This window comes from Streptomyces sp. NPDC001020 (assembly GCF_053599115.1).
The window spans coordinates 160,831-186,665 of sequence record NZ_JBSFLQ010000004.1; the positions used below are offsets into that span (position 1 = coordinate 160,831).

General features: G+C 67.5%; 23 protein-coding genes and 2 pseudogenes. 14 read left to right on the top strand and 11 right to left on the bottom strand.

The genetic code is table 11. The features are described from left to right. Nucleotides 1-31 precede the first annotated feature (31 nt). Nucleotides 32-919 (bottom strand): annotated as a pseudogene (locus ACWDEX_RS05000) (transposase); the annotation flags it as partial. Between the two features lie 50 nt (nt 920-969). Here ACWDEX_RS05000 and ACWDEX_RS05005 point away from each other — a divergent pair. The 4 genes from ACWDEX_RS05005 (at nt 970) to ACWDEX_RS05020 (ending at nt 3,862) form a co-directional block, all read left to right on the top strand. After that, nucleotides 970-1,965, top strand: coding sequence for an IS630 family transposase (locus ACWDEX_RS05005; RefSeq protein WP_450461790.1), 996 nt, complete (start codon nt 970-972; stop codon nt 1,963-1,965). A gap of 109 nt (nt 1,966-2,074) precedes the next feature. After that, entirely contained in the window at nt 2,075-2,707 is a 633-nt protein-coding gene (locus tag ACWDEX_RS05010; protein ID WP_450461791.1) for a hypothetical protein, read from the top strand. A gap of 25 nt (nt 2,708-2,732) precedes the next feature. Beyond that, nucleotides 2,733-3,008 (top strand): transposase, encoded by a 276-nt coding sequence (locus ACWDEX_RS05015; RefSeq protein ID WP_376366620.1) that lies wholly within the window; start codon nt 2,733-2,735, stop codon nt 3,006-3,008. 92 nt (nt 3,009-3,100) lie between these two features. Then, nucleotides 3,101-3,862 carry a DUF6602 domain-containing protein gene (locus tag ACWDEX_RS05020; protein WP_450461905.1) on the top strand — a complete coding sequence of 254 codons (762 nt, stop codon included), beginning with the start codon at nt 3,101-3,103 and terminating at the stop codon, nt 3,860-3,862. A gap of 31 nt (nt 3,863-3,893) precedes the next feature. Here ACWDEX_RS05020 and ACWDEX_RS05025 read toward each other — a convergent pair whose 3' ends face one another. From ACWDEX_RS05025 to ACWDEX_RS05065, 9 genes are all read right to left on the bottom strand, one after another. Further along, complete coding sequence (locus ACWDEX_RS05025) at nt 3,894-4,979, bottom strand: hypothetical protein (protein WP_450461792.1); 1,086 nt, start codon at nt 4,977-4,979, stop codon at nt 3,894-3,896. A gap of 232 nt (nt 4,980-5,211) precedes the next feature. Continuing rightward, complete coding sequence (locus tag ACWDEX_RS05030) at nt 5,212-5,463, bottom strand: hypothetical protein (RefSeq protein ID WP_450461793.1); 252 nt, start codon at nt 5,461-5,463, stop codon at nt 5,212-5,214. 33 nt (nt 5,464-5,496) lie between these two features. Continuing rightward, nucleotides 5,497-5,901, bottom strand: a complete 405-nt coding sequence (locus ACWDEX_RS05035; RefSeq protein ID WP_450461795.1) for a transposase — start codon at nt 5,899-5,901, stop codon at nt 5,497-5,499. After that, nucleotides 5,804-7,633, bottom strand: coding sequence for a DUF6339 family protein (locus ACWDEX_RS05040; protein WP_450461796.1), 1,830 nt, complete (start codon nt 7,631-7,633; stop codon nt 5,804-5,806). Before ACWDEX_RS05040 ends, ACWDEX_RS05035 begins: the two co-directional genes overlap by 98 nt. Further along, a complete protein-coding gene (locus tag ACWDEX_RS05045) occupies nt 7,630-8,529 on the bottom strand; it encodes a hypothetical protein (RefSeq protein ID WP_450461797.1) in 900 nt (299 codons plus the stop codon). The genes ACWDEX_RS05040 and ACWDEX_RS05045 overlap by 4 nt, the downstream gene beginning before the upstream one ends. Then, on the bottom strand, nt 8,526-10,526 hold the full coding sequence (locus ACWDEX_RS05050; protein WP_450461798.1) for a hypothetical protein: 2,001 nt from the start codon (nt 10,524-10,526) through the stop codon (nt 8,526-8,528). Before ACWDEX_RS05050 ends, ACWDEX_RS05045 begins: the two co-directional genes overlap by 4 nt. Beyond that, nucleotides 10,523-11,548, bottom strand: a complete 1,026-nt coding sequence (locus ACWDEX_RS05055) for a PD-(D/E)XK motif protein (protein WP_450461799.1) — start codon at nt 11,546-11,548, stop codon at nt 10,523-10,525. The genes ACWDEX_RS05050 and ACWDEX_RS05055 overlap by 4 nt, the downstream gene beginning before the upstream one ends. Continuing rightward, a complete protein-coding gene (locus tag ACWDEX_RS05060) occupies nt 11,545-14,103 on the bottom strand; it encodes a Z1 domain-containing protein (RefSeq protein WP_450461800.1) in 2,559 nt (852 codons plus the stop codon). Before ACWDEX_RS05060 ends, ACWDEX_RS05055 begins: the two co-directional genes overlap by 4 nt. Before the next feature lie 227 nt (nt 14,104-14,330). After that, entirely contained in the window at nt 14,331-14,717 is a 387-nt protein-coding gene (locus tag ACWDEX_RS05065; RefSeq protein ID WP_450461801.1) for a very short patch repair endonuclease, read from the bottom strand. Nucleotides 14,718-14,966: 249 nt separating this feature from the next. On the opposite strand from ACWDEX_RS05065, the gene ACWDEX_RS05070 reads away from it, so the two are divergent. Further along, the gene (locus ACWDEX_RS05070) at nt 14,967-15,155 is read left to right on the top strand and encodes an AbrB/MazE/SpoVT family DNA-binding domain-containing protein (protein WP_329510005.1); all 189 of its coding nucleotides are present in this window, start codon (nt 14,967-14,969) and stop codon (nt 15,153-15,155) included. Nucleotides 15,156-15,599: 444 nt separating this feature from the next. Here the strand turns inward: ACWDEX_RS05070 and ACWDEX_RS05075 are convergent, their stop codons facing one another. After that, nucleotides 15,600-16,364 carry a DNA-methyltransferase gene (locus ACWDEX_RS05075; RefSeq protein WP_450461803.1) on the bottom strand — a complete coding sequence of 255 codons (765 nt, stop codon included), beginning with the start codon at nt 16,362-16,364 and terminating at the stop codon, nt 15,600-15,602. A gap of 646 nt (nt 16,365-17,010) precedes the next feature. On the opposite strand from ACWDEX_RS05075, the gene ACWDEX_RS05080 reads away from it, so the two are divergent. The 9 genes and pseudogenes from ACWDEX_RS05080 (at nt 17,011) to ACWDEX_RS05120 (ending at nt 25,826) form a co-directional block, all read left to right on the top strand. Next, complete coding sequence (locus tag ACWDEX_RS05080) at nt 17,011-18,138, top strand: C40 family peptidase (RefSeq protein ID WP_450461804.1); 1,128 nt, start codon at nt 17,011-17,013, stop codon at nt 18,136-18,138. Nucleotides 18,139-18,210: 72 nt separating this feature from the next. Continuing rightward, on the top strand, nt 18,211-18,519 hold the full coding sequence (locus ACWDEX_RS05085; protein ID WP_450461805.1) for a DUF6112 family protein: 309 nt from the start codon (nt 18,211-18,213) through the stop codon (nt 18,517-18,519). After that, nucleotides 18,519-19,205 (top strand): hypothetical protein, encoded by a 687-nt coding sequence (locus ACWDEX_RS05090; RefSeq protein ID WP_450461806.1) that lies wholly within the window; start codon nt 18,519-18,521, stop codon nt 19,203-19,205. Before ACWDEX_RS05085 ends, ACWDEX_RS05090 begins: the two co-directional genes overlap by 1 nt. Nucleotides 19,206-19,236: 31 nt before the next feature. Further along, nucleotides 19,237-20,607, top strand: a complete 1,371-nt coding sequence (locus ACWDEX_RS05095) for an SCO6881 family protein (RefSeq protein WP_450461807.1) — start codon at nt 19,237-19,239, stop codon at nt 20,605-20,607. Nucleotides 20,608-20,697: 90 nt separating this feature from the next. Continuing rightward, nucleotides 20,698-22,167, top strand: coding sequence for an SCO6880 family protein (locus ACWDEX_RS05100; protein WP_450461808.1), 1,470 nt, complete (start codon nt 20,698-20,700; stop codon nt 22,165-22,167). A gap of 43 nt (nt 22,168-22,210) precedes the next feature. Then, nucleotides 22,211-22,666 carry a DUF6238 family protein gene (locus ACWDEX_RS05105; protein ID WP_450461809.1) on the top strand — a complete coding sequence of 152 codons (456 nt, stop codon included), beginning with the start codon at nt 22,211-22,213 and terminating at the stop codon, nt 22,664-22,666. A gap of 19 nt (nt 22,667-22,685) precedes the next feature. Then, on the top strand, nt 22,686-24,191 hold the full coding sequence (locus ACWDEX_RS05110; RefSeq protein WP_450461810.1) for an ATP-binding protein: 1,506 nt from the start codon (nt 22,686-22,688) through the stop codon (nt 24,189-24,191). A 318-nt stretch (nt 24,192-24,509) separates the two neighbouring features. Further along, on the top strand, nt 24,510-25,286 hold the full coding sequence (locus tag ACWDEX_RS05115) for a hypothetical protein (protein ID WP_450461811.1): 777 nt from the start codon (nt 24,510-24,512) through the stop codon (nt 25,284-25,286). Nucleotides 25,287-25,320: 34 nt separating this feature from the next. After that, nucleotides 25,321-25,826 (top strand): annotated as a pseudogene (locus tag ACWDEX_RS05120) (hypothetical protein). The last annotated feature ends 9 nt before the right edge of the window (nt 25,827-25,835 follow it).

Here is a 25,835-nt window from a genome sequence, read left to right on the forward strand (position 1 = left end):
GGCGCGGGTCGTCGGCGTTCAGGGGCGGCATTCCGTCCCACAGGATGTTGCGTTTCTTGCTGCCCCTCGCCTCGGGGTCATAGGGCGTGACCAGGCGTGTCGCGCCCGGCGGGCGGTCTTTTGGGTCCCGCCGCCGCACCTCGCCCCCGGTCAGGTGGAAGTGCTGGACCCACATCTGCCGCAGGATCTGGACCTGCTCAAGCTCCCGCAGTCCGGCCGGTGCCCCGGGTGAGAAGACGGCCTCAAGCAGCCGCATGCCGTCCGTCCCGATCCGCCGGCCGACCTCCTCCCGTTTGGTGCGGGCCTGCGGGAACCGGGAGTCCTCGGCCCGGGTGGCGTAATGCCTGAACCAGTCCGACTCGGCGACTTCCACCAGCCAGTCGGGGGCGGCCTGTGCGAGCGCGTTCAACGCCGAGCGGAGCGTCTCCGCGACCATCTCCAGCCAGCACAGTTCCCGGGCCGCGGACTGCACATGCGTGGAGTCGGTCCGGGCCCGGCCTGACGTCTTCAGCAGGCCTTTGTCCCGGGCCGCGGCCAGGATGCCGTCCAGCACCATCCGCCCGGCGTCCGCTTCGACGAGGCGGTCCCTGAACTCCGACAGCACCGAGAAGTCGAAGCCCGGATCAGCCAGTTCCAGCGCGAGGGCGTATTTGAAGTCGATCCTTGCCCGCACTGCCTCGGCGGCCTGCCGGTCGGTGAGCCCCTCGACGAACTGCAACACCAGCACCAATGCCAGCCGCCCCGGTGACCAGGCAGGCTTCCCCCGTGCCGGGAACAGTCCCGCGAACTCCTCGTCGCTGAACAACGGCCCCAGCTCGTCCCGCACCCGGATCGCCAGACTCCCTTTCGGGAACGCCGCCCGCGCTACCCGCACCGTCTCCACCGGAATCTCCGCCGGCCCGCTCGGTTGCATAGACATCGACACCCGCCCCATACGACAACGTCGGCTCCCAAGACCACAACCGGGTCTTGGGAGCCGAAGTCACGCACGGCCCCGAATTAACCAACAGCGTCCGGGTAGAGGTCGCCGCCCTGTTCAAGGTGTCGGTCAGGGCCGTGGACAACTGGTGGACGAGGTGGCAGGCCGGCGGCCGGGACGCGCTGTTGTCCCGTCCTCGGGGCCGCCGCGTAGGGGAACACCTGGTCCTGTCCGAGGCCGAGCAGGCCGCTGTGCGGCAGGCCGTTCTCGATCACATGCCCTGTGACCTGGGGCTTTCCGGCCAGCTGTGGACGCGGCGACTGATAGGCGAGCTGATCTTCAAGCTGTACCGGGTCCGGTTCACCGAGCCCGGGGTTGGCAAATACCTCAAGCGGTGGAGGCTGACGTTCCAGCGCCCGGACAAGCGGGCCGTCGAGCAGGACGCGGAAGTGGTCCGCCTCTGGCGCGAGGAGACCTGGCCAGCGATCCGGGCCCGGGCGAAGGCGGACAACGGTGAAGTCCTTTTCGCCGACCAGGTCGGCATCCGCTCGGACCAGGTCACCGGCCGCACCTGGGGTGAGCAGGGGAAGACTCCGGTTGTCCGCCGCACCGGGAACCGGTTCTCCGTGAACGCGATGTCCGCGATCAGCACCAAGGGGCGGATGCACTTCATGGTCTTCACCGAGTCCTTCGACGCGAACGTCATGTGCCGCTTCCTGGACCGGCTCGTCGGGCACTTCGACCGCAAGGTCCACCTGGTCGTCGACCGGCACTCGGCCCACCGTTCGAAGGTCGTCCGGGCCTGGCTCGCCGACCACGCCTACGAGATCGAGCTGCACTTCCTGCCCTCGTACTCACCCGAGCTGAATCCCGACGAGCTGGTCAACGCCGACCTCAAGCGCAGCCTGCCCCACACCCACCGTGCCAGGAACCAGAACGAACTCGCCGCCGAAACCCGCCGGTTCTTCCACCGTCGACAGCGGCAGCCCCACGCCGTCACCGGCTACTTCAAAGCCCCGCACGTCCGCTACATCCTCGACGAGTGAACCCCACGAGTTTCTGATCAATTAAACCTGGACTCGCGGCGGGAAACCATGAGTCCATGGGATCCGCGCGGGCCGGATCGGCTTGTCGGGGAAGCGGAGGAGGCCGTCCATGTCCAGGCGTCGCATACGGATTCCGAGTGGCCGGCTGTGCGCGGGCGTCGTGGTCGGGGTTGCTATGGGGCTGCTGACGCTGTGGCTGCTCATGCTCCTCGGGCGCGCCCTCTACACCAGGAGCGGCGCGTGGGGGTTCCTCCTGGTCGCGGGGGCCGGCATCGTCGTGGGCTGTGCCGTCGCGTTCGCGCGCAGGGGCGCCGAGATCGGGGCCTCGTGGGGACTGCTGGCCGCGATCGCGGCCATGTTCTTCTGCGCGATGCACATGGAGTACCTCGCTTCCAACGCCCTGCACGACCGGGGCCGGGAGGTCTACGGCCTCATACAGAAGGAGACCGGCTACACCATGCCCAACCCGAGCGACGGCAGCCCCGGTGTGTACACCTACGCCGTCTCCTCCCCGGGAAACCCCCGACAGCGTGATCTGTCCGTCACGGCAAGAGAGTTGGAGGTCGGCAAGGAGTACCTGATGACCATCGACCCGCAGAGCAAAGTGCGCCCTGCCCTCGGCCCGAGGCCCGGCACGGACGTCGCTGACCTCGTCTGGCAGATCATCTGCGCGGTCTTCATCATGTTCTTCTGGCTCGCCGCCGCCGTCGTGGGCTTCGAGCCGGACGAATTCGTCTGGTGACGCGCATGGGCACGGGCGGCGAACCGTGGACGCTCGCCCCGGTCGGTCACCCGGTCGTCCCGGCGCTGTCGAGCTGCACTTCCTACCTTCGTACTCGCCCGAGCTCAACCCTGACGAGCTGGTCAACGCGGACCTCAAGCACAGCCTGCCCAGGCAGCACCGAGGCCGCGATCAGGTCGAACTCGCCGCCGAGACCTGTCGATTCTTCCGCCGACGCCGGCGCCGGCCCCACATCGTCCGCAACTACTTCGGCGGCCCGCACGTCCGCTACGTCCTGGACGAGAACCCCATGAGTTTCTGATCAATAAGCCTAGCTAGATCCCGAATGTGGTCTAACATCGAGGCATGTCACAAGAGGCGCTGGCGATTATTCTACGTTCGGTCGCTAAGCGAATGAGGGCCGATTTCGACCAGTCGAAAGTTTTCAACCACAACGGTGAAGCAGGAACTTCGAGAGAGGTTTTGGTTCGCGACTTTCTTTCATCCTGCTTGCCAGCGCACGTGCAAGCAATCCATAACGCGGAGATCATTGCAAGCGACGGTGGCGTGTCGCGACAGTGTGACGTTGTAATTGTTAATCGGGAGACGCCCCCTCTCACGTCGCTGGATGGATATCGAGTAATTCCCAACGAGTGCATCTACGGGCTGGTCGAAGTGAAGACCAACTTGACCCGCAAAGATCTTCTAGACTCCTGCGAAAAGATCGGAAATGCTCGGCGACTGAGCAAGACCGCATATCGTAGGGTGCCGGGCCCTATCACGCGAACAACAAGCGCCTATGGCCGCACTTACGACCATTTCCCAACTTCCGGAATCGTGGTCGCATTTGACGGGTTGAATCTGCGAACCCTGGGTGATCACCTTGTTGAGTGGTGCAAGGGACGCCCTGTTTGGGAGTGGCCAGACAGTATCTGGGTCCTTGGGAAGGGGGCGCTTCAGTGGAGGAATGCAATGAGTGGGTTGCTGGATCGGACGCCTTCACCCGGGGCTAACCTAGTACAGGTAGACGCCCCAGAGGGTGAAGATGTCCTACTGTCTCTTGCGCTCCATCTGAACATCCACTTTTCCGAAGCGTGGATGCATCCGCTTGACCTGGTGCCCTACGCTGGTAAGTCTGTGCTGGGCACAGCGGTTAGGGAATGGACTGTCCTGTAATGGGTCGGTTCTCGTGAAGACAGCGACTCGCTTATAGCGATCTCTCGAAATCTCCATTCTTAGTGCGATAGACCAGCGACGTCTCATGGTCCTTCAGTAGTGCCTCGATGTCCCTATCAGGGCGTCCAGGCAGAAGGACTACGGTGGCGGGCCCATGTTGACGGTCGCGCTGCCTGACATACCTGCGATAGTCCAGGAGTCGCCCAAGGGCTGTCCTCACAGAATCACGGTCGCTCGCTCCTTGTGCCTCGTACAGAACGTGGTCTGTTGCATCGAACAGGTCAGTTCGTAGTGTCGAAGTCTTTCCTCTAAGTTTGATTTGAAAAGATCCGACTGTGTGGCCCCGTGATTCGAGATGGGCCGCGTAGGACTCGATGAGTAGCGCCTTCTTCTGGCGAACGGTAGTTGCCGCTGATGCCGTCCTCGGGAACTCAGGCGTGTGCACCTTGCCGACTTGTACGAGTTTTCCTTTTGCTGCCGCGGTCAGCATCGCCGATGTATTAGCGCTCCACAGGTCAGGGGCCACGAAAGTACTCTTTGTGACTGCCGCACTTTGCAGCATGTCAATCGTCACAGCGCGCGGAACGAATTCCGCTGTGGTGTCGGGGGCGGGAGTGAGTACGTCAGTCTGTGATCTCTCGAATTGCCCGTAAGGTCGCAGGCGGAAGACGATGGTGGTGCGCTTCTTGCCATTTACATCGAGACCCTGGCGAGGGACGAACGGTAGTTCGTCATCCACGGCAAACATCCCAATATAGCGATGGGTCTTTGTGTTGGTCCCGGAGACTTTTCCTACGCGAACGAAGAGGTGAAGCATGCGCCCTTGCTGAGAATGGCGAAGTACGGCTCGGTTTCCGCTCCCTCGAGCCCCCGCGAAAGTCTGGTCTCCATTTGATCCGGCGCCCGTGTATTCATAGATCGGCCCCTGACTGTCTTCTTCGACAAGCCACCCATCCTGGTAACCCCAGACTGCCGCCTCTTCTGGATCAGAGAAGAGGGTCACACTTCGTTTTTCGATAGAGGGAGCAATCCCGCGTTGCGGACTTCCGCCGAAAACCGCGTGAATCTCGGCGCGAGTTCGGATTTGTCCGGGAAGGATCACGTGACCGTCAGTCATCCCGCCAGCTTAGATCTTGGCAGTGACAGCCTGCCTGCGTTTGCGATGGTGGCAGGTTGCTAGCGCAGTTCGCCTCTCGCGCAGGCCAGCGCGCGGGACTGCTGCATGATTCCGTGAGCCACAGCCGGGTCGACCCGTCCGCGGTGAAGGTCAGCCGCACCAGGTCATCGTGGACCGGCTGTCCGGCCTTGGCGTTCTCGCCACGACCCCTTCGCTTGCCGAAGGCACTGCATCAGCCGTTGTCCCGGCAGATCCGCCAGGCGGACCGCTCGGCCATCACCTCACCGGCCGCGCGGGCCTCGTCGAGAAGGAAGCGGTGTCCGAACTCGGGGTCGTCGCGGTGCACGTCGAACAGAGCGTTGGCCCGGTGGGCCTCGGTCAGCTCCGCGTCGGTGACCGGAGAGGCCAGCCACCGGTAGCAGGGCTGGCGCGCTAGCCCGAGCACCCGGCACGTCACCGCCACCGGCGCCCCGTCAAGGGGCATCGGTGGCGGCCAGCTCGCGGACGAGCGGGTACATCATTTTGCCAGCAGGTTCGCCTGCGACAAATACGCCGCAGCCCTGCGCAGCACCTCGTTCTCCTGCTCCAGCAGCCGGATCCGCTTGCCGGCCTCGCGCAGCTCGGCCGATTCACCCGACGCCGTCGCGGGCCTGGCGCCCTCATCAGTCTCGGAGCGGCGTATCCACTTCGACAACGTGATCGGATGGACGCCGAAGTCAGCGGCGATCTGTTCCAGCGTGACGCCGGGCTCGCGGTTGCGCGTGACCCGCACGACATCCTCGCGGAACTCCTTTACGGCTGAACAGAATTCCCGCCTCGAAACACTAGCTGCGCAACGCCGCCGCGATGGCCCTTCCCACTGCAGCGGCCAGGGGCGGGGGCATGGCGTGACCGACCTGACGGTATCTGGAGGTCTTGCCACCGAAGAAGCGCCAGTCCTCCGGGATCGCCTGGATCAGCGCAGCCTGGTCGACCGTGAGCTTCGGTTGTTCATCGGCGGGGAAGCCGATATCCGGTGGGGCGTCGGCGAGGCTGTTGCCGTTCACACCGAGCGCGGCCCACGCCTTCTTGCTTCCGGTCGGCCCCAGGTCGGCCCCACCGCGCCGGTCGGAGCCTCCGACGAGAGCGGGACCAATGCGGTCGGCTCCCTTGATCCAGTGTTCTGCACCGGTCCAGCCGTTTGCGGACATGGAAGGGCCGAGTACCTGACCGACGGTGGGTGGCGGCAGCTTCTCGGGCTCGGGCCAGGAGAAGCGGGAGAAGTAAGGTTCCCGGAGGGCGACGAGGAAGCCGCTCCTGCGGTTCTGGGGTACGCCGAAGTCCGCCGCGTTCAGCACCTTCCAGGCCGAGCGGAACCCCGCTTCCCGGAGCTCGACCTCGATCCACGAGCGGTCGGCGTCGAAGTCCGGGCTCTCGACAAGGTCAGGGACGTTCTCCAGCAGCACTGCCTTGGGCTTGATGTCCCGTGCCAGGGCTATCGCGGCCCTGAGGACCTTGCGCTCCTCCGTGTCCTCGGCCCGAGCGACGGTCGCCATGGACTTCACACGTGGGAGGCCGGCGCTGAGAAGGTCGACTCCGATCGTCTCCGGACGCTGGTCGGGCCGGAACTGCACGATGTCCATGCAAACGACGTCCCATCCCGGCCGGTTGAGGTCAATGGTGAAGCAGGCATCAGCCTTGCTGTCGATGAGCAATACCGGGTTGAAGCCGGCCCGCTCGAGGCCCAAGGCCTGCGCTCCTGCGCCGGCACAGATCTCGAGCGATGTGAACTGCCTTGCGTCGAGCGGTAGTACAGATGGAGCAGTGCGGAGGGTGAGTTGCTCGGCCTCCTGTCGCGTGGATGCTGACGGTTCGCGGGCAGCAGCGGGGCGGACCGTTCCCTGCCCGAGGAGAGCGCCCTCGGCGAGGCGTTGAACGTCGACGGATTCCTGGGCGACGGCGCGCAGTTCGTCGTCCAGGGCGTCCTCCTCGATGCCGTCGAAGAGGACGAAGGGGGCGAGGCGGAGCAGTCGTTTGAGGAAGTCGCGAAGGGTCTCACGTTCGCTGAGTCCAGTGAGGTCGAGATCCTTCCAGACACGGAGGATGGCCCGGACCAGGTGGGGGCTGCCGCCGAGGGCGGCCCGACGGGCGTAGATCTGGTCGAAGGCGGCCTCACCGAGGATCTTGAGGGCGCTGTAGGGCTCGGGGTCGTCGGAGGACCGTACGAGCTGGGCGCGCCACCACAGTCGGCCGAAGACGTGGCGGGTGAGGTCGGTGCCGAGGATACGGTCCTTGGGCGGTCGGGGGTAGCGCCAGAAGGCGACGTCCGGGATCAGGACGAGGGCGAGGAAGGCCCAGACGTCGCGGGAGGCGGCCTCGGCCGGCACCATACCCATCTCGGCATGCAGCAGGGCGGCGACCTGGAGGTCGAACTCGGCGTTGCGGGCGCGGTCGGAGTCGTCGGGGAATCCTGCGCGCTCGGCGAGGTCGACGACGCCGGTGCGCAGTTCCCGGAGCTGCTGGGCAGAAACCCGGTCCCCGCCGGTGGCCACGTAGACCGCCGATTCGTGGGACAGGGCGACGCGACCGGCAAGCTCGGCGACGGCGAGGTGTCGGTACTCCTCGAAGAGTGGTCTCGCCTGCTCGGCGAGCAGGCGCGGATAGAGAAAGCTCATCGGGACACCTCGAAGATCTTGACCGCTGCCTGCACATCGGAGGCGAACAGAGCGGGTGACCTACGTTGGCGCAGGCGGATGTCGGTGATCGGCTGTCCCGGGAACAGCTGATGGAAGAGATTCAGCAGGGTGGCGCCGAGTGAACCGTCGGGGAAGTCGGCGTCCTCCGTGAAGTCGTCGTGACCGAGGGCGTGTTCGACCATGATCCGGGCGGCGTCGGCGTACACCGCGGAGAGCACGAGTCGGTCGATCGGACGGGGCTTGGCCGCGTTCTCGAATGCAGTGGCGGTCACAGAGTTCCGCTCGTTGACCAGCAGGAGCAGGGATCCCATGGTGGCGCTGTCCAGACCGCCACTGATCTGCAGGTGCCAAGCAGCGTTGTCGGGGAAGGAGGTCAGAGCGAAGTCGATCACGGCCATGGGGAACTGGGGTGCGTCCCCCTGGAGACGCAGCGACTCCCGGTCGCTCCAAAGCACGGAGCCGGCCCGACGGGGTGAGGACGGGCGGGCGTCGCGGCGGCGCTCGGCCAGGACGAGAGCGGTGTCGAGGAGGAGGAGACCGCCCAGGTCGGCTCCGCGCAGCAGGACGTCGATTTCCGCGGTGATCGTGCCATCGTCGGTCAGGCGTGCGTGGTTCGCCGGCCCACTGAGGTTGGACCCGGTGGCTGTCCACACGACGGCAAGGGCGAGTGCCGCGTCCGCTGGGAGGCCGGACTGCGCGCGGGCCCGGTCCAGGTCGACGCGGACGGTCCTGCGTAGATGCAGGTCCATGTGGTAGTCCCAGTCCGGCAGGGCCCCGGGCATGGCGACCTCGCCGTCCTCGGTCACGAGCAGCCATGGCTCGGCGGCAACGACGTCCTCGGAAGGGGAGCGGTACGGAAGTACGCGCCGGGTCACTGGCTGCTCACCGTCCCGACCTTGATGTCGATCTCGGTCATGGTGTCCGGTGCCGGACGTACGAGGACGCGCCAGAGGGAATCCCCGCCCTCGATCTCGCACGACTCGGTCGTGTGGAGGTCACCGGCATCGTCCTCCCAGCCGACGAGAGCGGGCATGCTCGCGCCCATGGGTGGATCCGTCTCGCGGCCGTTGGCACCGGGGAGTGTTACAGCGAGTTCGATCCGGACTCGCTGAGGTCCGGGGACGGGGAGCCGGAATTCCTGGACGAGCACCGTGTCGTCGTCCCGGTCGTCGTAGTAGGGCTCTCCGACGTACTGGACGCGTGGCCGTCGACGTGCCGTGCGGGCGGCACCGTTCGTCCATGCATCGGTGAACGAGTGCTGGTCGTCGGTGGAATCACCAGGCCTGGTTGTTTCAGCGCCGGCGGTCCGATCGGTAGCCAGTGCACCGTTCGCCGTGGGCCGGCCCGAGGTGGCGCCGCCTGAGCTCTGCTGCTCGTCGTTGAGGTCCTGAGGGCGGGCACGTACGGCCGTGCTGCCGGGCTTGGCGTAGGCGGTGGCCCCGCCGATTCCCCAGGCTCCGCCCACAAGCCCGGAGAAGAGGGAGCTGGCCGCGCCGAGCGCCACGTGGCTGGCGCCGGGACGAGCGACACCCCCGAGCGAGAGCAAACCTTCCAGCGCTTCGTCGATGCGCCGGAATGTCGTGTGCACGAAGGTGCTCTCCGGCCTGTCGAGTGACTGCGGGTGCCAGGCGTCGTGCGTGGGCGGCTCGGCCTTGGCGTAGATCTCGTCCATGGCCTCGTCCGCGCGGAAGACTCCGGCGTAGCCCTGACTGGCGCTCGGCGGCTTCGGTCCGGGCCGGTAGGTGACGACGAGCTCCGCGGGGCGCATCAGGCACACGTGATGGACGAGGTCCTCGATGTCGAGGATCCGCGAGGCGCGGGTCGGTTCCAAGGGCGGCATGATCCGCCTGACCAGTCCGAGGCGCCCGAGATGGCGCTTCGGCTTGAAGCACTGGAGGTCGCTGCCGGCCGGCCCGGTCATCGTCTCGTAGGCCGCGACGAACATGTTGAGCGGCCGGGTCTCCCTGGGGTCCGGCACGTGGTGTTCGATGCCGTCACAGGTAACGGTGAAGCGCATGGCGGGAGGCTTGCCGTCAGTGGAGATCATCTTGGGCCAGAGGTGCCAGGCAATGGTCTCGGCCAGGTAGTCGGCTGCCGCGGCGGGCTCGAGTTCGTCCAGGTTCGGGTCGACGACGGCGATGGTCGTCCCGGTCTCGTCGGGTCCGAAGGGCCTGAGTCCCAGGCGCCGCGCTGCGGTCTCCGCCTGCTGGCCGACCAAGGGTTCGACGACGTTGCCGGAGGTGTCACCCCACCAGTGGCGGCCGGTGTAGCGGCGATCGCCCTGCGGCTCAGCGGCAACATAGCTCTTCCAGAGGGTGCAGCCGATGAGCCGGGTCTCGTGGCCGCCCTGCGGCGTCCGGCAGCGGGAGTGCACGAGGATCGTTCCGGGCCTGGACAGAAGGTAGAAGATGCCCTTGCCGAAGCCGTAGGTTCCGCCGCCCATCGCAGTGTCGCGCGGTTCTCCGATGTTTCGGATGAAGGACACGAAGTCGCGGTCGGGGCCAAGGGCGTTGTCCGCGCGGGTGGGACCTCCCAGTCCTCGGGTGCCGCGGTCGGAAACGGCCAGGACCCGGACCGGGCCTCGCTTGAGCGTCTCGCGCAGCGGAAAGTGCTCCGGCCCCGCGGGGGCGCCCTCGAGGAGCGGTTCGCGCCATGCGGCGGCGTGTGCCGGGCCGACCGTCCACAAATCCATGCGGTAGTCGATCGGGCCGGGTGATGGCGTGAGTCGGGCATCCCAGCTGTTCTGGGCGGACTCGCGCACCAGAATGGTGAGCAGGTCGAGCTCGGGGCGTCCGAGCTGGTTGCGGATGCCCTCGGCCGCGCTCGCGCCTTCCGGCGGATAGGGCTGGGAGAACCAGCGGGGCTCCGTCACACGGGCTCCTGGATCATGCTGTCGATCATCTGGGAAACCTGGTCGGGCGGAAGGGGGGCGGGGATCTCGCCGGACAGGTCGATGGTGTAGTCGACGTCCAGTACCGACACCGGGATGCCTGCCGCGGTGAGGGCCCGGGCCGTCAGTCCGGGGAAGTGGGCGTCGACGCCGTACCACCTCTCCTCGGCGATCGCGAACCGCACGTCCTGGTAGTGGTCGGCATCGGCAGGGTGGTAGCCGGCCCGCGCGAGCAGGTCGAGCAGCGCGCTCTCGTCGTCGCAGAGCCGAAGTGCCTCTCCGACCGCTTCCGTGAAAGCGGTGCCGACACCGTTCGCGCCGGCGCGGTCCAGGCGGAACCAGACCAGGCAGAGTGTCCCGTGCTCTGGTGCCTCGAGTTGGTCGAGGCCGTGGATCCGTGGCCTTCGCCCTTCACTGCTGGTAGTCGTCTTCACCTCGACGGCACGTGTCCCGGCGAAGAAGTCGTGGCGGTACCCCTCGGGCCCGTACCAGAGCCGGTGGGCGCTCGGATCCTCGCGGAGAAGCCGATTGAGTACCGTCAGCTCGCCGAAGAGCCCTGCGAGTTCGTCGGGTCCCAGTGGCTTGCCCTGTGTTCGGAACAGGGCCTTCCACCGATCGAGCACACGGTAGAGCGCCTTGACGGGGTTGTCGGGCAACTCTCCGGCCGCGCCAAGCACATCGACGCACAGCTCCGTGAACAGGTCGTCGAGGTCGTGCCGCAGGCAGGCGAGGTCGGCGTAGGTCTGGTAGGTCTTGGCGTCCTCCAGGGAGCGCTTGCGCAAACGGAGCACTGGTCCGTCCAGCCCCTGGCGGACCTTGCGGTGTGTGGCTATCGGAAGGAGGACGTGACGGGATCCCTCGTGGTCGACAGCCAACGCCAACGGCCCGCAGTCGACGTCGACGGGCAGGTCGCAAACCCGCAGGCGTCGTTCCCCTGTGGCCGCCTCGGCCTCCAGCGCTGACCACTGCTCCTCTACGAGACTGCGCAGCTCGTCGTCGTTCATGCGTCCTCGCCGTCGAGGAGGCTGTAGTCCTCGTCCTCGATCCCAACCCTGGACAGGTCAGCGGAGATGTAACTCTCCACAATGCTGTCCCGGTGCCGGGGTTCGGGGAAGACCAGGCCTACGCCGATGACGTGCTCCTCTGCATTCAGGGGTGCACGCAACTTCTTCGCTGGGCCTGGCTCGGAAACCTTGTCGATCGGGTAGAGGACCAGTAGGCCGGTGTCGGGGAGCTGCTTCCGACGCTCGTCCATGATGCCCTTCTCGGTCAGGTTGCCCACTTCCCCGGCCATGTCCACAGCGGCGTCCCGACGGCTCATCAGGGTCTTGATGTCGGCAAAGTCCGGGGTGGGGTTGGGGAGCTCGAGGCGGGCACGGTTGTTCCGCCCGACGCACACTCCGGGGGCGAAGGTGAAGTCGTCCCCCTTGGGGTTGCCGACGATCGCGACGTTCCATCGGCGCAGCGATTCGGCTGCGGTGACTCGCTTCCGGATGTACTGGATGATCAAGTCTGCGTCGTTCTCCGGCGACTTCTCGTGGAACTTGTAGCTCGACAGGAAGTCGATCACGATGTCGTGCGGCACGTCGCGGAAGACGTATCGACCCTCGGCCGCCCGTTCCTCGGCCCTGACCGCGTTCGCGGCAGCGGACACGACCAGATCGCGTGCGGCGGTGATGTTGTCGCTCAGCCAGTCGGCGTTCGTGTGGAAGTAGTGGGTCTGGACTCGCTTGCCGCCGTAGGACGAGGCCGCCACGACCGCATCACGCATCTTGGCTGCAGCGGTGACACGCAGGGCCGGGTGCGTACGTAGGCGCACGGCGAAGGTCAGTGGGGTCTCGGACTCGGTCATGTAGATCTCGATGTCCCGACGCATCTCGGTCTCGACCGTGGCCAGGTGCCGGAACCACTCGGCCAGCTCGTCCGTCATCCAGATCCGCGGCAGGTCGGCGTAACCGTTGCGGAAGCCGAACCAACGCCCCATCTGCAGCAGCGTGTCGTACGCCGATACAGAGCGGACGAAATAGCTGACCGACAGACCTTCGAGAGTCAGCCCTCGCGAAAGGGTGTTGCCGCCCACGGCGATGGCCACGACCGGCCCGTTCTCGTAGTCGAGGCGGTCCTCGCTGCTGGAGTTGTCCATGATGATGCGGCAACTGTCGAGCACCCCGGGCAGCTCAGGCAGCAATTCCTCGAACTGCACCTTCGTCTCGCCGAAGTCTGCGGCCGGCACGCGCCCGGTCTCCTCGTTCCACAGATCGCGCAGCCGCGAGAGGAAGTCGGCGTCCGCCGAGGACAAAGACCGCGTGGACCGGTCGCGCAGATGCTCCAGGGGTCTCTTGAAGCTGTTGTGCACGGCGGTGTTGACGCTGGTATGGATCAGCATCGTGTTGTGCGGGTTGCCCGTCCCGCGTACCCGTCGGGCAGCGGTGACCAGCCAGAAGTAGTCGACCGCCCGGCGCAGGGTGTCGGTGATGACAGGTTCGAAGCCTTCGACGTCGGCCCTGGTCTCGGGGCGCACGGCCGGCACGTCGGCCTCGGGCACCGACCGGATCATGTCGTAGCCGTCGTCGACCTGCTCGGGGTCCTCGCCGTCAAGGGCATAGCGGCCGAAGAGGACCTCGGTGCCGAAGTGCCCTGCAGGCTTCGGGAGATTGACGACGAAGTCCTTGGGATACAGATCCTGCGCGCTCGGGTCGATCAACAGGTTCGCGAAGGGGGAAGCCGTGTATCCGACGTAGGCGGATCTCGGCAGGTGGCTCATGATCTCGAGAATGAGCGGGTTGATCGACTTCGTCGCCACAGTGGCCTGGTCGGCTTCGTCGTCAATGATCAGTGCGGGGCAGTCCTGGAGGTAGTCCGACGCCTTCTGGAGCCAGCCGGCCAGCTTGCGCAGCACCGTCGCGTTCTTCTTCACCACACACAGCACGTGCGTCCGGTTGCTGCGCCCGAAGTACGAAGCCGGGTTCTCCTGCGGCGTGAAGTCCCTGTCGAGTCCGGTGAGCTGGGACCACCGCGAGGGGTTGGGTTCCACCAACTGCTGCACAAGTCGGGCCTGAGTCTGGCGCCTGAGCCCGTTATGGATTCCTGCCAGAACGATGAACAGCTTGTAGCCGCGGTCGGCCGCCTTTGCCATGACCGAGGTGAAGTTGGTCGTCTTGCCTGACTGAACGTAGCCAACGACCAGGCCACGCGTGGAGAACGCCTTCTCCTTCGGGTGGTTCAGCAGCGAGACGACGCGGGTGGAGGAGTCGTCGAGGCTCCGGATCGCCGGCTCCTCGGGCCAGCCGTCCTTGCGCAACAGGTCCACAATCGCGGGCCAACACTTGTCCTTGGGCTGTGGCCCCGTGTACCAGGTGTCGCGACCGTCCAGAACAACGGCGTGCGGCTCCTCGAGCTCCCTGATCCGGATCGTCTGCTGCTCGTGCCGCTCCCGGATCCGTTCCACGATGCCCGGGCTGATGCCCAACTGCTCCAGCCGCTTGACCGCTTCCGAAGGGGGGAACGCATCCAGGAGCGCCTTGAACGTGTCGTACATTCCGTCGAGATCATCGGTCATGGCAGTCGACCGTTCCCCGCTTCCACTCTATGCACACAGCCGGACCATCGAGGGCGCCCCGCCTCGGAGTACGGCTCACAGACGGCAAGGGCACCCCCAGGCACGCACGCGCTTCCTCGCACAATTCCCACACACTAGCCGTCGCGCTCGGGACACAAGAGCAGAACAAGGTCACGATCTACTTTCGCACGCTCCGCGGGAGCATTTCGGCCCGCATGCCCCACGGGTCAGCGCATTTCGGACCGCCTCGCCCGCACCTCGGCGGCGATCCGCTGCGCGATCCCCTCGGGCGCCTCGTGCTCCCAGAACCTCAGCACCGACCAGCCTGCCGAAGTCAGGTGTTCCGTCGTCTCACGGTCACGGGCGATGTTGCGGTCGAGCTTGGTGCGCCACCACTCCGCGTTCGCTCGGGGACTCGTCGCGTGGTCGGGGCAGCCGTGCCAGAAACAGCCGTCGAGGAACACGGCGATCCTCAGCCTGCCGAACAGGATATCCACCGTCCGGCGGGGCATACCGGGCACAGGGACGTGCACGCGGTACCTCAGCCCGCTGCTGTGCAGCAGGCGACGTACGGCCAGCTCCTGCGTGGTGTCGCGGGATGCTTGGCGACTCATGCGCGCGGCAACAGAGGCCGACGATGCGATTGGCGGCATATGACCAGTCTCCCGCACTCGCGGGTGATCGGACTGCGGCGTCTATCGGATCGCCGAGCTTGCCGCGGTCTTCGGGCGGGCAGCGACCATCCGTTGCCCGGTGGGCGACAGGCAGTGACTGGGTGGATGAATGGCCTACCGGACAGGCCTCTGCCGTCGCCCCCGGGACAGCCGAGGCATGCAGCAGTGGCGCTGTGGAAGACTGCACGCGTGTCCCGAACCCCTGTAGAGCTGACCATCGACGCCGACGGGCGAGTCTCACTCCCTCTCGGGCTTCTCGCCGAGGCAGGACTCGACCCTGGGAGCCGCATCCTCGCCTACAGTGAGGGCGACGGACGCTTGGTACTCCGCCGCGAGGAGGACGCGGTGCGCGACCTGTTGGAGCGAGGCACCCTGTAGGCCCTGCCCGGTGTCCCGACAGCCAGGTGCTCCGAGACGGTTTCTCCGGCGACATAAAGAGAATCGGCCACCTCGGGATGGGCAATTTGGACAAGGCGGGGCCGCCGATCCGGCGGGCAATCGAGGCGGTCTGACGCAAGAGGAAGGGCGCCTGGTGCATCGGCTTCTCGATGCACCAGCCACCCTCTTGCGTCTGCGGTCCCTTGGCCCCGGCCTGGTCGGTCTCATGTTCACGCCTCCAGTCCTGCCAGGACGAAGTCGTCCTGGGTCAGCTCCGCTCGGAGTCTGCGTTCAACTGGTGCAGTGGGTTTTTCGGGGTGGGGAGTAATACCTTGAGGTCCATGCCGACTTCGACCTGACGGGCGACTCCCGGTGTTGGGGGTGGTCGACGCATCGTTAGGGCAACCCCCAAGGCGGCACCACCGAAGGCTTTCCTGGCGTTCGTCAGGAATCACCGGGACCTGCAAGAACGAAGTCCTCACGAGTGCGAGTCTGTTGCACCGCCTGCAACAGCCTCTGCTCGGCGATGTCGGCGTAGTGCTCGGAGAGTTCGACGCCGATGAACCTGCGGCCTTCGCGCAGGGCGGCGACGCCGGTCGTGCCGGAGCCGGTGAAGGGGTCGAGGACCGTTCCGCCAGGCGGGCAGATCTTCACCAGCTCCTGCATCACTTCCACGGGCTTCTGCGTAATGTGCATGCGGTCCTTCCTGGGCTGGCTCGCGGTGTAGAGGCCGGGCAGGTAGACGGGGTTCCGGTCGGAGTCGACCGGGCCCTTGGTGCCCCAGACGATGTACTCGCAGGACTGCTTGAGACGTCCCTTCTGCGGTCGCGAGACCGGCTTGTGCCACGCGGCGATGCCTCGCCAGGTCCAGCCAGCGGCCTGCAATGCGTCGGTCGTGGTGGGCAGTTGCCTCCAGTCGGTGAAGACAAGCGCGGCGCCCGACTCGACAGTTGCCCTATAGGACTCCGTGAGGAGGAGGGTGAGCCAGAAGTCGTACGAACGCTGATCGCGGTTCTCGCCGGGAAAGTTGGCGAGGTCGTGCTCGGCGTCGCCCGAGGTGTACTTCGCGCGGGCACTGCGGCCGGTTCGTTCGCTGCTGGTTCGGCCACCGCTGTTGTAGGGCGGGTCGGTGATGACGGCATCAACGCTGTTGTCCGGGATGCCGGCGAGGGCGGTCAGCGCGTCGCCTCGGTGCAGGGTGTACGGCATTGTGCGGTTCTCTCTTTCCGCGGGGATGGTCGTGCGCCTGATTCCGTGCTCCGGGAATTCTGCACACGTCGGCACGAGTCGCACCCGGAGGCCGCAGAAGCAACCTCCTGGGGAGAGCGATGGGCTGGAGAGTAACCGCCTTTTCCGGCCGCACCCAGTGATGCCCGGCCTCGATGTGACGGGTCCCGACTGTCAGGCAAGGCGTCGTTTGGTGCGGCCGGAGTTCGTCTCTACAGTCTCGCCGTGTTCGACGGACGGGACTCAGCTCCTGCCTTGTTGAGCTGTGTTGATGCGTGTTGTCTCGTCCAGGAGACGGCACGGGCAGCACTCACGAGGCAGCTTGAAATTTCAGCCAGGGAGTTTTTTCTGTGTGGCGTGTGAGATTACGAGCGCGGCTGGCTGCCGTTCTCCAGTCAACGGGGTCGCCAGAGGTCGGGAGTTAGCGACCCCCGACCTCTGGAGTCTCCATTCCCTGATCTCAGGTGATGTGAATTCCCGACCAATGCGGCGCCAGTGACCTTTTCGACGAGAACGCTGGTGCTGCGCTGCCTACGAGTAAGGAGCTGCTGATGCAGCATGCCCAGGCACGCCCTTCCCCGGAGTCCTCCGGCTCCTGCACCCGCCGCTCGGCGGACGGCTCGCGACCGTGAAGGCAGGGGCGGCGATAGTCGGGGCCGTGGCTCTCGGCCCGCTGCTGCTGATCGCCCCACTCGCAGTGGTTCTGGCTGGCGCGAACGGCGCGCAGGCCGCCTGCAAGGGCAGCGACGCCCAGGCTGTGGATTCCGCAGCGGTCTCCAAGCAGGTCGAGTCGATCCTCAAGGGCGGCAACAAAGCCGCGGTGTCGGTCCCAGGGCTGGACGATCCCGCGGAACAGATCCCGAACGCCGAGACGATCCAGGCCACCGGCGTCGCCATGAAGGTGCCGGCCCGGGGACAGATCGTTGCTCTGGCCACAGCCCTGCAGGAGTCGGGGCTGCGGAATCTGGGCTACGGCGACCGGGATTCACTTGGTCTCTTCCAGCAGCGCCCCAGCCAGGGCTGGGGAACGTCCCAGCAGGTCCGTGATCCGGTGCACGCCTCGACGAAGTTCTACGAGGCGCTGCTGAAGGTCTCTGGCTGGCAGTCCATGACCGTCACGCAGGCCGCGCAGGCGGTACAGAACAGCGGCTTCCCCGACGCCTACGCCAAGTGGGAGCCGCTGGCCACAGCCCTGCAGAAGGCCATCGCCAAGTCACCGCCACCGGGGTCCAGTTCGACCACAGGCAATAAGGGTGAGCAGGCGGATTCGTCGCCTGGCCGGTGCGCCACCGGTGAGGACGGGGCCAAGTTCGGTCCGATCCCCCCTGGCTCCGTCCCCGAGGGCTACAAGATCCCGGCCGACGCACCCAAGTCGATCCGTACGGCCATCCGTTGGGGGCTCGGTCAGCTCGGCACTCCGTATCAGTGGGGTGGCGCGTGCACCGATGCGCACGGCCAGGACCCGATGGGCCGCTGCGACTGCTCGTCCCTGATGCAGGCGTCGTACAAGGCTGGTGGCATCTCGATCTCCCGGACCACGTACACACAGGTGAAGGAGGGCAAGGCAGTCAGTGTCGACGCTCTCAAGCCGGGTGATCTCCTCTTCACTCGCGGCACGGCTGAAGTTCCGGAGCATGTCGGGATGTTCGTCGGTGACGGCCTGATCCTGCATGCGCCGCGCACCGGTGACGTGGTCAAGATCTCGACCCTCGCCGAGTGGCGTCCGAACGTCGTCGCCGCCCGCCGGATCGTCTGACCGGCCCATCCACTCCCCTCTCGCTCCGCCTCTTCCGGGCCTTCACGCGCCCGAAATCGCTTTGGAGTTCCAATGAAACTCATTCAGCACGCCCAGATCCTGGCGTACAACCCCGGCGTCACGCCGAGCGAGGGCGGCCTGCCCGGCCTCGACGTCCTCAAGAAGGTCGTGGGCAGCATCAACCTGTTCGGCATCATCGCCGTGGTCGGCGCCCTCGCCATCTCCGCCCTCGTTTGGGCCTGGGGACACCACAGCGGCGGCCACCAGGCGGAGGCCAACGGTAAGAAGGGCACGGTCGTCGCCGCTGGCTGCGCTCTGCTGCTCGGCGCGGCCAACGGCATCGTCGCGTTCTTCTCGGCGATGGGGACGCAGGTTCACTGATGTCGAACGAACGTTTCCCGTCCGCCAGGGAGCGGAGGTACGGAGCCCCGTCCTCTGTTCTGCGTCGCGCCTCGATCGGCGGCACCGTCCTCGCTGCTCTGCTGGCCATCGCCGGTCTGCTCGCGTATTTCACTCGTACGGAGAACCCGGCCCCGGCGAAGCCCGCCCCGGCACCAGCGGACCCCTCGGCGTCGCCCTCCCCGGCTGTCACAGCGCACGCCGGGGAAGTGGTGGCCGCGCCGCCCAAGACGGCCGATCCGATCGAGTTCGCCAAGGCCGCCACCAAGGCCCTGTGGACCTATGACACCCGGTCCTTCTCGCAGGCCGAGCACCTGGCCGGCCTCAAGCAGTGGATGACCGAGGAGAAGAAGTACGCCGACTGGAAGTCGGTCACAAACCAGGTGCCCAGCCCGGTGCTGTGGTCGCGGATGCGTGACAACGGGCAGCATGCCAGCGCCACGATCGGCGAGGGCCACTTCCCGCAGGCGTTCAGGACCGCCCTGGCCCAGGACCCCGGCGCGATCACTGAGGCGTACGCCTACGCGGTCACGGTCTCCGGCAAGCAGTCCATCGTCTGGAAGGGCTCGGGTACCGGAGCGGAGTCGCGCTCCGTGACCCTCGCCGTTCAGTGCCAGCCCCAGCGCAACTGCGCTCTCGTCGGCGTGCTGCCGAGCGTGGCGCCGTGATCACCACCGATTCCCGAAAGGAGGTGCCCTGATGGGGGCTTGCGACCTGCCCGTGATGCAGACGGTCTGTAACACCATCGGTGGCGTCGTCGGGTCTACCGGTGAGGCGGTCACCGATGGCATCGGCGCTTGGATCGCCAAATCGATGGGCGAGTTGGCCCAGGCCGCCGCGGACCTGGCTTCGAAGGCCGTGGACAAAACCACGGCCATTGACCTGAATGCCGAGTGGTTCCGGAGTAACTACGAGCTGATACTGCCCATCGGCCTCGTCCTGACCGTCGGCACCTTCTGTCTGCAGCTCACCCGCGCCGCTTGGCGCCGGGACGAGCGTGCTCTCGTTCAGGCGGTGTACGGCACTGTGGCCGGAGTTCTGTTCGCCTTTGCCGCCATCGCCTGCACCACCGTCGCGCTGACCGTGGTCGACGCGCTCAGTGCCGGCTTGTTCAAGGCTGCGAACAGTTCGGTGGACGACGCAATTCGTCGCATCATCGAGGTCAACAACCTTGGTCCGATGTATGTGTTGGGCTGGGCGATCCCCGCCATGGTCGGCCTCGGGTGCGCTGTCGGCGCGTTCCTGTACTGGGCCGTGATGGTCGCCCGCAAGGTCGGCATCCTGATCCTGGTGACGCTGGCCGTGTTCGCCGGGGCCGGCGGCGGCTGGGAGGTTGCCCGGCGCTGGCGGCGCGGCTGGATCGAGGCGACTGCGACCCTGGTCGTCAGCAAGCTGTTGATGACGACCGTGTTCCTGCTGGGCGTTTCGGCCATGGGCAAGACCGACGCTTCCGACGGGCTCAGCGCTCTGGCGGATGCCATGGCGGGAATCGTCGTGATGGTGCTGGTGATGCTGTGCCCGTACGCGACCTACAGGTTCGTGCACTGGGCCGCCGACGGCTCGGGCCATGACGACCTGCACCGTACGGGCGTTGCGGGGATGGCGGTGACGGCCGGTGCGGCGAAGACCGCGGGACAGTTGGCGGTCCAGGCCGGCACGGGGATGCGGGCTCCGCAGGGGCCGGCAAAGGTGCCGGGCCAGGGCTGGGGCGGTGTCGCCTCCGGGATCGATCCGACCGGCGGATCCGGTGGTGATGCCAAGCCGAAGCAAACCCACTTCCGCTTCGGCGAGGACCCGGGCGCGACCGGCGACAAGGGCCGGGCGTTGATCCGTCGTCCTCCGACGGACGGTGACCGCGGTGTCCCGCTCATCCGGCGCCCCGACGAGAGCCCGGAGGCCGACTCGACACCGGCGGCGTCCGGACCGACGCCACAGAGCGCCTCGGTCACGGCCCCGCAGGTCACGCACCTGGACCCGCCAGCACCACGGCAAAGCGGTCCGTCTCCACAGGGTGGCGCCACCCCGCAGCGGTGGATCTATCCCGGAACAGCGGATCGACCGGGCACATAGCCCACAGCTGACGGGGCGGGCCGAGACCTCACCCGACCCGCCCCGTCTACCTCTTCTTCCTTCTCTTCACGCTCCAAGGACGGCTTCGCCATGCTCTCTGACGCTCCACACTCCGATGGTCCGCCCACCGTCAGGTTCCCTCACCGCTCGCGCCGGGGCGTGCTGCTCGGTCTCTCGGCCCCTCAACTGATCGTCGTCGCCGTCTGCGGCCTGCTCCTGCTCGGGGTGTTGCTCACCTCCGGCGTGGGCGGAGCGCTCAAGCTCGTACCGTTGTGGGCTCTCGTCCTCGCGGCGGTCTTCATCCGCCATCGCGGGCGCGCGCTTGCCGACTGGGCTCCGATCGCAGCCCGATACGCGCTCCGCCGCTTCCGGGGCCAGCTGATCTGGCTCGCCCGGCCGTCCACCCGGCCGCAGCGAGAGGGCCTGCTCCACCTGCCCGGCACAGCCGCGTCCCTGCGGGTGATCACCTCGCCGGACGGCCGCCTGTGCGCGGTACACGATCCGCACCACGGCACCCTCACCGCCGTGGTGAAGGTCTCCTCCCGTGCCTTCGCCCTGCTCGACCCCGCCACCCAGAGCGGCAACGTCTCCGGCTGGGGCCGCACCCTGGCCGCGCTCGCGCGCACCGGGCACATCGCCCGAGTCCAGGTGCTGGAGCGCACCGTCCCCGACTCAGGCGACGCGCTCAACCGCTACTGGCACGAGCACGGCAACGCCCAGACCCCGCTCGCCGGACCGCTCTACAGCGACCTGCTGGCAGCCGCCGGCCCCGCCGCCGCACCCCACGAGGCGTACGTCGCCCTCGCCCTCGACCTCAAGGCGGCCAGGCGCCTGATCAACCAGGCGGGCGGCGGACTCACCGGAGCTTTCGCCGTCCTGGCCCAGCTCGCCTCGACCTTCGACCAGTCCGCCCGTACTTCCGGCCTCATGCCCGGGGGCTGGCTGCCCGCGCGCGAGATCGCCGCCGTGGTCCGCACCGCCTACGACCCCAAGGCGTCGGCCGCCCTCGACCGGTGGTCCGACGCGGACCGCCCGCAGGCCGATCCCGCTGCCGCCGGGCCGGTCGTCCTGGTCGAGAAGGCGGACCGTATCCAGACCGACTCGGCCCACCACGCCACGTTCTGGATCGAGAACTGGCCGCGTATCGAGACCAACCCCGGTTTCCTCCACCAGCTCCTGTTCACCACCGGCGTGGGCCGCACCCTCTCGCTGACCTACGAACCCAAGGGACTGGACGCCGCCCTCAAGGACGTACAGCGCAAGAAGGCCACCGTGATCGCGGACGCCACCGAGCGGGCCCGCAAAGGCCAGGTCGACTCCGAGGAGGACTCGGTCGAGTACGCCGACATCAAGCAGCGCGAGCGCCAGCTCATCGCCGGACACTCCGACGTCGCACTCACCGGACTGCTCACCGTGAGCGCGGACACCAGCGAGGAGCTCAACGCCGCCTGCGCCGCCATCGAGACCGCGGCCGTCGCCGCCCTCGTCGACCTGCGTCTGCTGACCTGGCAGCAGGCCGAAGCCTTCACCAACGCCGCTCTGCCGCTCGCCCGCCCGTAGCGCAGCCCAGCACCACCGACCGCGCTCTACCGAAGGGCACCCCATGCCAACCGAGCCCCTGCCCGAACTGGCGCCGGACTTCGTCCCGTTCGCCTCCGCCGCGCTGGACTTCCACCGGGCCATCAACATGCCCGTCGCCCCGGTCGCCGCCAGCCGCACCGAACTGGACACCCTGCACGCCCACCTGGTCGCCCTGTACGGGCTGCTGGACGCGCACACCGCGCGGACCTCTCCCGTGGCCACCATCGAAGGCGACCGTCTGAGGGCCTGCCGCGTCCGGCTGTGGCAGGCAGCCGAGCACCTTCACGCCGCGTACCACGCGGCCCCGCAGCGACTCACCGGCCGTCTCCCTTCCCGGACGGAGTGCCGAGCCCGCCTTCCTGAGGGCGCCCCCGACCTCACCGTGTGCCAGCGCCACCTCGCCACCGCCGCCCGCGTCCGCCGTGACCACACCCCGGCCGACCTGCGCGACCCGTTCACCGGCCTCACCCGCCACTGACCACCGGAGCACCATCGCCATGCCCGCCCGAACCACCCGCGCCAGCGCCAGTCCGCTGTTCGTCCCCCGTAAGACCGACCGTCGCACCGCCCGCGCCGCTCGCGACCAGTTCGCCGCCGCTCGCGACAAGGCCCGCCACGCGGCCCGGCCCGAAGCCCGCCGCGCCGAGACCAACATCGACCGCGAGCTGCGCGCCACCTACCCGTCCACCGGACGCCCCGGTCCCGCCTCCGCCCGTGGCGGCCGTCTCAAGCTCCCCGCCCACCGGATGACCACCGCCACCGCGTCCGGCGCCTACCCCTTCCTCGCCGAGGGCGGCCTGGGAGCCCAGGGCATCTACGTGGGCCGCGACGTGCACGCGGAGGCCGCCTTCACCTACGACCCGTTCGCGCTGTACGGACGCCTCGACGGCTTCACGAATCCCAACATCCTGCTCGCCGGGATCATCGGCATGGGCAAGTCCGCCCTGGCCAAGTCCCTCGCCGTACGCGCCGTAGCCTTCGGCTACCGCATCTACGTGCCGTGCGATCCCAAGGGCGAATGGACCGTCGTAGCCCAGGCGTTGGGCGGGCAGACCATCGCTCTTGGCCCCGGCCTTCCCGGTCGGTTGAATCCGCTGGATGCCCCCGCCAGGCCGTTCGGCGTCAGCGAGGAGGACTGGGCGGGCGAGGTCCGCAAGCGGCGTCTGCTTCTGCTCGGCTCGCTCGCGAAGACGGTTCTGCGGCGTGACCTGCACCCGATGGAGCACACCGCCCTGGACGTGGCACTCGACCAGGCGGTCGTACGCGCCGAAGCCACCGGGACCACCCCGCTGCTCGGTGACGTGGCGTACGTGCTGGGCTCGCCCGAGCGGCTCGACGCCGCACTCGGTGACCTGTCCGGACGCCTGGGACGGGCGGCGGAGGACCTAGCCCACGCGCTGCGGCGCCTCGTGCACGGCGACCTGGCCGGCATGTTCGACGCGCCGAGCACCCTGGCCTTCGATCCGACCGCGCCGATGCTCTCCATCGACCTGTCCCGGCTCGGCGGTGCCGGCGACGACACCGCACTCGTCCTTGCGATGACCTGCGCCTCCGCATGGATGGAATCCGCACTCGCCGACCCCACCGGCGGACGGCGCTGGGTGATCTACGACGAGGCATGGCGCGTGATGCGGCACGTAGCTCTGCTGGAACGCATGCAGAGCCAGTGGAAACTCAGCCGAGGGCTCGGCATCGCCAACATGATGGTCATCCACCGCCTCAGCGACCTGCTCACCGCGGGCGACGCCGGCTCGCGGGGCCGCGCCTTGGCCGAGGGCCTGCTCACCGACTGCTCCACCCGCATCATCTACCGCCAGGAAGCCGACCAACTCGCCTCCGCGGCTGCCCTGCTGGGCCTCACCGGCGTCGAGACCCAGGCCGTCTCCGCCCTCACCAAGGGGCGCGGCCTGTGGAAGGTCGCAGGCCGGTCCTTCATCACTCAACATCTGCTCCACCCGCACGAGCACGAGTTGTTCGACACCGACGCCCGGATGCACGCCTGAGCGATCCGTTCGCGATCGAGGCCCTGGTCCTGGGGGGCCGACGCATCGCCTCGGCTTCCCTGTCCCCGCTCCTCTACAGGAAGTCACGTCCATGCACGTGAAGCGCATGATCCGCCGCGGCCTGCGCCGCCTCACCCAGCTCTATGCCGACACCGCACACGACCAAACCCGCATGGCTACAGGCCGTTTCGGTCCACAGAAGACGAGCCCACAAGCGTCGGCACGACATCCCGCCGCCGCAGACGAGTACCGCCCAGTTCCCACCGCCCCACAGCCAGTCCGCACCCGCCAGACCGCACACGCCAAGGAGCCCTCGCGATGACTCTGCAAGACGAACCGGACGTCGCCTTCGGAATGCACCCCGACTCCGGGGTGGCCGCCGCCGTCGCGGACGCCCGCCCGTTCCTGGACGAAGTCCTGCGCAAGCACCACTTCCGCCACAGCCAGTACCTCGACGTCTACCTGCTGCCGGTCGACACTCCCCACAACACGGCGGTGCGTACCGTGGCCAGCGCGACCCGCGAATTCCACGATGCCGGTTACTCCGTCGCAGCCGATCCCAGGATCATGATTCCGCCACCGGTCCCGACGCCGAACGGAGTCCCGGCGCGGGCGCCCCAACCCGGCCAGTCTCTGACCGCGTTGACCAGGCAACTACACGAGCTGCGCCGCGCGGCGGACGTCTCCGAGGTCCTGGGCGAGATCCTCGACGAACACCACGGTGTCGTGCCCGACCTGGAGGAGTTCATCGACACGGCCGCCACCTGGTGCGAGCGACTCAGCACGCCCAACGGGCAGGAGCTGGGCCTTCACCTGCGCAACATCGCTCATCACGTCGCCTTCCTCGGTGACCAACCCGACGAAGCGCAGCTTGAGCTGGCGGTCATGCCTGACACGACTCCCGAGAACGACCCACCCCTGGCCGACGTGCCGTTGCCGGATCGGCAGGAATGGCTCCGGGTCACGAACACCGCACGAACGCGCGCCGCCGTGGCATCGTCCCCCAACCGCCCGGCCACCTCCCCGAAGCATCAGGACAACGACACAGTGCCGCGTCCCCAGAACGCCTCAGCCAGCCCAAGTCGCACCCGCTAATCCCCCTTTCCTCGACGTTCAAGGAGTCCGTCGCATGGCCGTGAAGAAGCTCTGGACCATTGACCACGCCTGTGGCCACACCAACGAGGCAGACTTCTCCGACCGTCCGACCGTCCGGCCGACCGGCGTGCCGGGTACGCCCGCTGGCTCGCCGACCGTGACTGCACCGGCTGCTGGCGGGCCTCCCGCAGGGAGGACACCGAGGCCAAGGCTGAGTGGCTCGCGAAGCAGAGGGCGACCGAGCAGGCCGAGGCCGAGGCGTGGTCCGAGCAGTACCGCGTGCCCCCGCTGGACGGCACCGACCGCGCGGTCGCCTGGGCCACCCGCTGTCGCCACCAGCTCCTCTCCGCCGCGTACACCGCACTCGTCGTCGAAGGAACGACGAGCGAGGCGGAGTGGGCGGCCGTCGAAGACGCCGCCCGGCCCCTGACCCGTGCCGGCTGGTGGATCGACCAGCGCGACGCCGACCCAGCGGACCTGCCCGAACTGCTGGAGGCCGCATCCGCGGGCGACCGGCCGACCGAGAACCCCCACTTCTGAACGGAACCC

Coding starts and splice junctions, on each gene's coding strand:
- ACWDEX_RS05105 (WP_450461809.1), top strand. CDS start 22,211: ATGCCAACCGAGCCCCTGCCCGAACTGGCGCCGGACTTCGTCCCGTTC.
- ACWDEX_RS05040 (WP_450461796.1), bottom strand. CDS start 7,633: ATGAGCTTTCTCTATCCGCGCCTGCTCGCCGAGCAGGCGAGACCACTC.
- ACWDEX_RS05060 (WP_450461800.1), bottom strand. CDS start 14,103: ATGACCGATGATCTCGACGGAATGTACGACACGTTCAAGGCGCTCCTG.
- ACWDEX_RS05055 (WP_450461799.1), bottom strand. CDS start 11,548: ATGAACGACGACGAGCTGCGCAGTCTCGTAGAGGAGCAGTGGTCAGCG.
- ACWDEX_RS05010 (WP_450461791.1), top strand. CDS start 2,075: ATGTCCAGGCGTCGCATACGGATTCCGAGTGGCCGGCTGTGCGCGGGC.
- ACWDEX_RS05100 (WP_450461808.1), top strand. CDS start 20,698: ATGCTCTCTGACGCTCCACACTCCGATGGTCCGCCCACCGTCAGGTTC.
- ACWDEX_RS05110 (WP_450461810.1), top strand. CDS start 22,686: ATGCCCGCCCGAACCACCCGCGCCAGCGCCAGTCCGCTGTTCGTCCCC.
- ACWDEX_RS05030 (WP_450461793.1), bottom strand. CDS start 5,463: ATGCCCCTTGACGGGGCGCCGGTGGCGGTGACGTGCCGGGTGCTCGGG.
- ACWDEX_RS05115 (WP_450461811.1), top strand. CDS start 24,510: ATGACTCTGCAAGACGAACCGGACGTCGCCTTCGGAATGCACCCCGAC.
- ACWDEX_RS05085 (WP_450461805.1), top strand. CDS start 18,211: ATGAAACTCATTCAGCACGCCCAGATCCTGGCGTACAACCCCGGCGTC.
- ACWDEX_RS05095 (WP_450461807.1), top strand. CDS start 19,237: ATGGGGGCTTGCGACCTGCCCGTGATGCAGACGGTCTGTAACACCATC.
- ACWDEX_RS05090 (WP_450461806.1), top strand. CDS start 18,519: ATGTCGAACGAACGTTTCCCGTCCGCCAGGGAGCGGAGGTACGGAGCC.
- ACWDEX_RS05025 (WP_450461792.1), bottom strand. CDS start 4,979: ATGACTGACGGTCACGTGATCCTTCCCGGACAAATCCGAACTCGCGCC.
- ACWDEX_RS05020 (WP_450461905.1), top strand. CDS start 3,101: ATGAGGGCCGATTTCGACCAGTCGAAAGTTTTCAACCACAACGGTGAA.
- ACWDEX_RS05065 (WP_450461801.1), bottom strand. CDS start 14,717: ATGAGTCGCCAAGCATCCCGCGACACCACGCAGGAGCTGGCCGTACGT.
- ACWDEX_RS05075 (WP_450461803.1), bottom strand. CDS start 16,364: ATGCCGTACACCCTGCACCGAGGCGACGCGCTGACCGCCCTCGCCGGC.